This window comes from Shewanella sp. Sh95 (assembly GCF_001308045.1).
Classification (GTDB): Bacteria; Pseudomonadota; Gammaproteobacteria; order Enterobacterales; family Shewanellaceae; genus Shewanella; species Shewanella xiamenensis.
Genome location: NZ_LGYY01000257.1, coordinates 1 through 3,537, shown reverse-complemented (window position 1 = coordinate 3,537; position 3,537 = coordinate 1). Strand labels below are relative to the sequence as shown.

The 3,537-nt window shown below is 45.5% G+C and carries 1 protein-coding gene and 1 pseudogene; one reads left to right on the top strand and one right to left on the bottom strand.

Features of this window, described 5'->3' with window-relative positions:
* Positions 1 to 92: 92 nt before the first annotated feature.
* Positions 93 to 1,421: pseudogene (locus AEA42_RS19055) on the top strand (DUF2339 domain-containing protein); the annotation flags it as partial.
* A 78-nt stretch (positions 1,422 to 1,499) separates the two neighbouring features.
* On the opposite strand, the gene AEA42_RS19050 reads toward AEA42_RS19055, so the two are convergent.
* A complete protein-coding gene (locus tag AEA42_RS19050) occupies positions 1,500 to 2,792 on the bottom strand; it encodes an aminotransferase class I/II-fold pyridoxal phosphate-dependent enzyme (RefSeq protein WP_055648553.1) in 1,293 nt (430 codons plus the stop codon).
* Positions 2,793 to 3,537 lie beyond the last annotated feature (745 nt).

Genomic DNA, 3,537 nt, shown 5'->3' with positions numbered 1-3,537 from the left:
GCTTTATCACGGATAAATTATCGACCGAAAAAGTGTTTAGATTTCAAGCAACCAGCGATTGTCTTTAAAGAAATGGTATTGGCTGCTTGATATTGGCGAGTGTCGCACTTCGCAGTTGAATTCGGGTATATTTAAGTAGCAAAGACAAACTGGTGGTCAGTGAGTTTGCCGCCTGGCTATTGCTGCTACCATTGTTGTTTGCTGTAATCGAAGGCGTTACCCTCTCCGGCAGCATGAGTTTTAGTGCACAACCACTGATGGCCCAAATCGCGCGGATTGAATTGTTCGCCGCCCTATTGTTGGGTCATTATTGGTATCGTAGATACTATCCAGAATCCTTATTCGCTCAGGCCGCTAAACAGATACAAATCGGCTGTTATCTTCTTTTACCACTGTTTTTATTACCTAAAGTCATCCGCAGTTATTGGGAGTTTACCGCAGCCGCATTCTGGTTTAGCGGCCTATTCAGCCTTGGACTTGCCTATGTGGTTAGACACAAAGCCCTTGAGATTGAAACTAAAATTCTGACCTGGCTTGCCATACTCACCACAGCGAGCTTATGTCTGATTGAAATCTGGCAAGGGCTTATTGCGCTGCTGATTGGCATGCTTGTTATGGGATTTGTACTCATTCGTTATCGCACTCTCCCCGACAGGTGGCGGCTACTATTAACCCTTCAATGGCAACTGAGTCCCTATTACTTTGCACTGCCGCTGGCTGTACTTGTCTATGGATTAAATCGCACTGATGTGGTGGCTTGGTCGATGACGGCTTTAGCGCTCAGTGGCTACTTTGCACTATTACTCCAAAGAGGGACTAACCATACGGGTGAAAAGACCAGCTTATTCGGTCACATTGCCTGTGAAATCCAAGCCGCAGTGCGCTCAAGCTACAGTCTTGCCTACGGTCTTTGCCTTGGCTTAGCGTTGCTGCCTATCCTGCTGCATTTTGAGATATCGTTGAGAGTAGATTTGAATAATGCGTTACTGATCCTCTGCGAATTTACCGCCTTAGCATTGCTTGCCACGCTGATATTACGCCGCGGCGTTGCTATCCGTTTACATCGACGCTTCTTACCGCTGCAATGGTTGAAATGGGGTTGGCATGGGTTACTTGCGCTCAGCTATCTCACCTGGAGTTATGTATTTGATACCATGATTGCCGCGCCGCTCAGTGCGATTTTATTAGTGGTGCATGGCAGCGTATTAATGTTTATCAGCTTAAAACCCCAACATTCGGACATGATCCGCCTCGCCGCAGGGCTCTTTACCTTAGCCACGCTCAAGGTGTTATTGCTCGATATGGCGTCCTTCGAACTGGTGCAAAAAGTGATCGCCTTTATGTTAATTGGAGTCATTTTACTGAGCGTATCTTACTTCTATCAAAAAGCGCGTAACCGCCTACAACAAGTAAATGAGTAAGAGACGTTTATCCTTCAAACGCAAAAGGCCGCTTCTGCTAGCGGCCTTTTTCAAACACATACGATGATATGACAAACTTTACATCAAAGCTTTTTCCAGCGCCTGCGAAACATCGGCGATAATATCGTCGATATGTTCAATGCCGACGGAAATACGAATGAGATCTTCAGACACCCCAGCTCTAGCAAGTTCATTCGCATCCAGCTGTCTGTGGGTGGTGCTGGCAGGATGACAAGCTAACGATTTCGCATCACCAATGTTCACTAAGCGCAAAACCATCTTCAGGGCATCAATAAACTTACCTCCCGCGATTTTACCTTCCTCCGGCGTTGCCGCTTTAATGCCGAAACTAATGATCCCAGAGGCTTTACCGCCAGAGATCTTTTCACAATTCTCACGGTAAGGACTGCTCGGCAAAGCACCATAATTGACCCAGCTAACGGAAGGATGCAGTATCAAATACTCGGCTAACGCGAGCGCATTAGCACAGTGACGTTCCATACGCAGACTCAGCGTTTCAAGTCCTTGTAACAACAGGAATGCACTGTGGGGTGAAAGTGCCGCCCCCGTATTACGCAGCGGCACCACACGGCAACGTCCGATAAAGGCCGCAGGGCCAAAGGCTTCGGTGTAGACCACGCCGTGGTAGGAAGGATCGGCCTGATTTAGCAAGGAAAAACGTTCTTTATTCGCCACCCAATCGAATTTACCCGAATCGATAATCACACCGCCGATGGTTGTACCATGGCCGCCAATGTATTTGGTGAGGGAATGAATAACGATATCGGCACCATGCTCAAACGGGCGACATAGGACTGGCGTGGCGACAGTGTTATCGACAATTAAAGGCACACCGTGTTTATGGGCAATCTCGGCTAAACGTTTAAGGTCGACAATATTACCGGCGGGGTTACCGATAGACTCACAAAATAACGCCTTGGTTTTGGCATCGATTAAAGCTTCAAGTCCTTCAAAATCATCAAAGGCCGCCATCCGCACTTCGACTCCTTGGCGCGGAAGCGTATGGGCAAACAAATTGTAAGTACCGCCATAGAGCTGGCTGGTGCTGACGATATTATCGCCAACCTGAGTTAGAGCTTGAATCGCATAGGTAATAGCCGCCATGCCAGACGCCACAGCAAGCGCACCGATCCCGCCTTCAATGGCGGCAAGACGCTGCTCAAGTACGCTGGTCGTTGGGTTCATAATCCGCGTATAAATATTGCCAGCGACTTTTAAGTCAAATAAATCAGCACCATGCTGGGTATCATCGAAGGTATAGGACGTCGTTTGATAAATAGGTACCGCAGCAGCTTTAGTCGTTGCCTCAGACTCATATCCGTGGTGTAACGCCAGTGATTCAAGTTTCATTTTTGCTTCCTTCCCCTGAAAAATTCCCAACCATTGCGCCTAAGCCAACACAAACATTGGGGGCACTTTGCGAAAATAGACACTAAAACCGCACAAGATTTGTGCACTGCACCCAAGCTACCAGACGGCCATCTAGAAGTCTAAACATTTTTATACATAGTGCTTTAAAATTTAACAGCTACAATTAAAGAACAAGTATTTTGAGTAAAATAAGTTTCACCCATTTATCCGTTATTATATTGTTATTAATATGACAATCATTTTCAGGCTTGCTTTATTTTTTTAGTTGGCCTATGGTATGGACAGTTTATTAGTCATTAATCATTAACTCTGTTAGATGATTAATTTAATCTTAAAATTATATGGAGATGTAGCCCGTGTTAAAAAATGCATTTTCATTACTCAGACTTAAGTCAGCTTGGTTAATGCTGAATACACTTGATTATTTATCCCGCGCGGTACGCCTGTCTCTTAAATTCCCAGTTTAAGCCGAGTGCTACTCGCACTCGGCATCTGATTACCCACATTTCAATTTATTGCTCCTATTTTTATGCTGGGGCTTAGCTGTTATCTAGCTCATATTTGGGGTAGCTATGCTTTATTCTTTTTTTAGTAATCCCCGATTTCAGATAATAAGTGCGACATTCATGGAAAGGTGTAGAAGAGGAAGCCAACTGCTAAAAGTGGTACGCTCTTCTCGCCAAAGAAACAAGCAGTACTACCATGAATTATCAGCAGTTGACCG

Excerpts from the sequence above, each read along its gene's own strand:
- AEA42_RS19050 (WP_055648553.1), bottom strand. The coding sequence starts at position 2,792 with ATGAAACTTGAATCACTGGCGTTACACCACGGATATGAGTCTGAGGCA.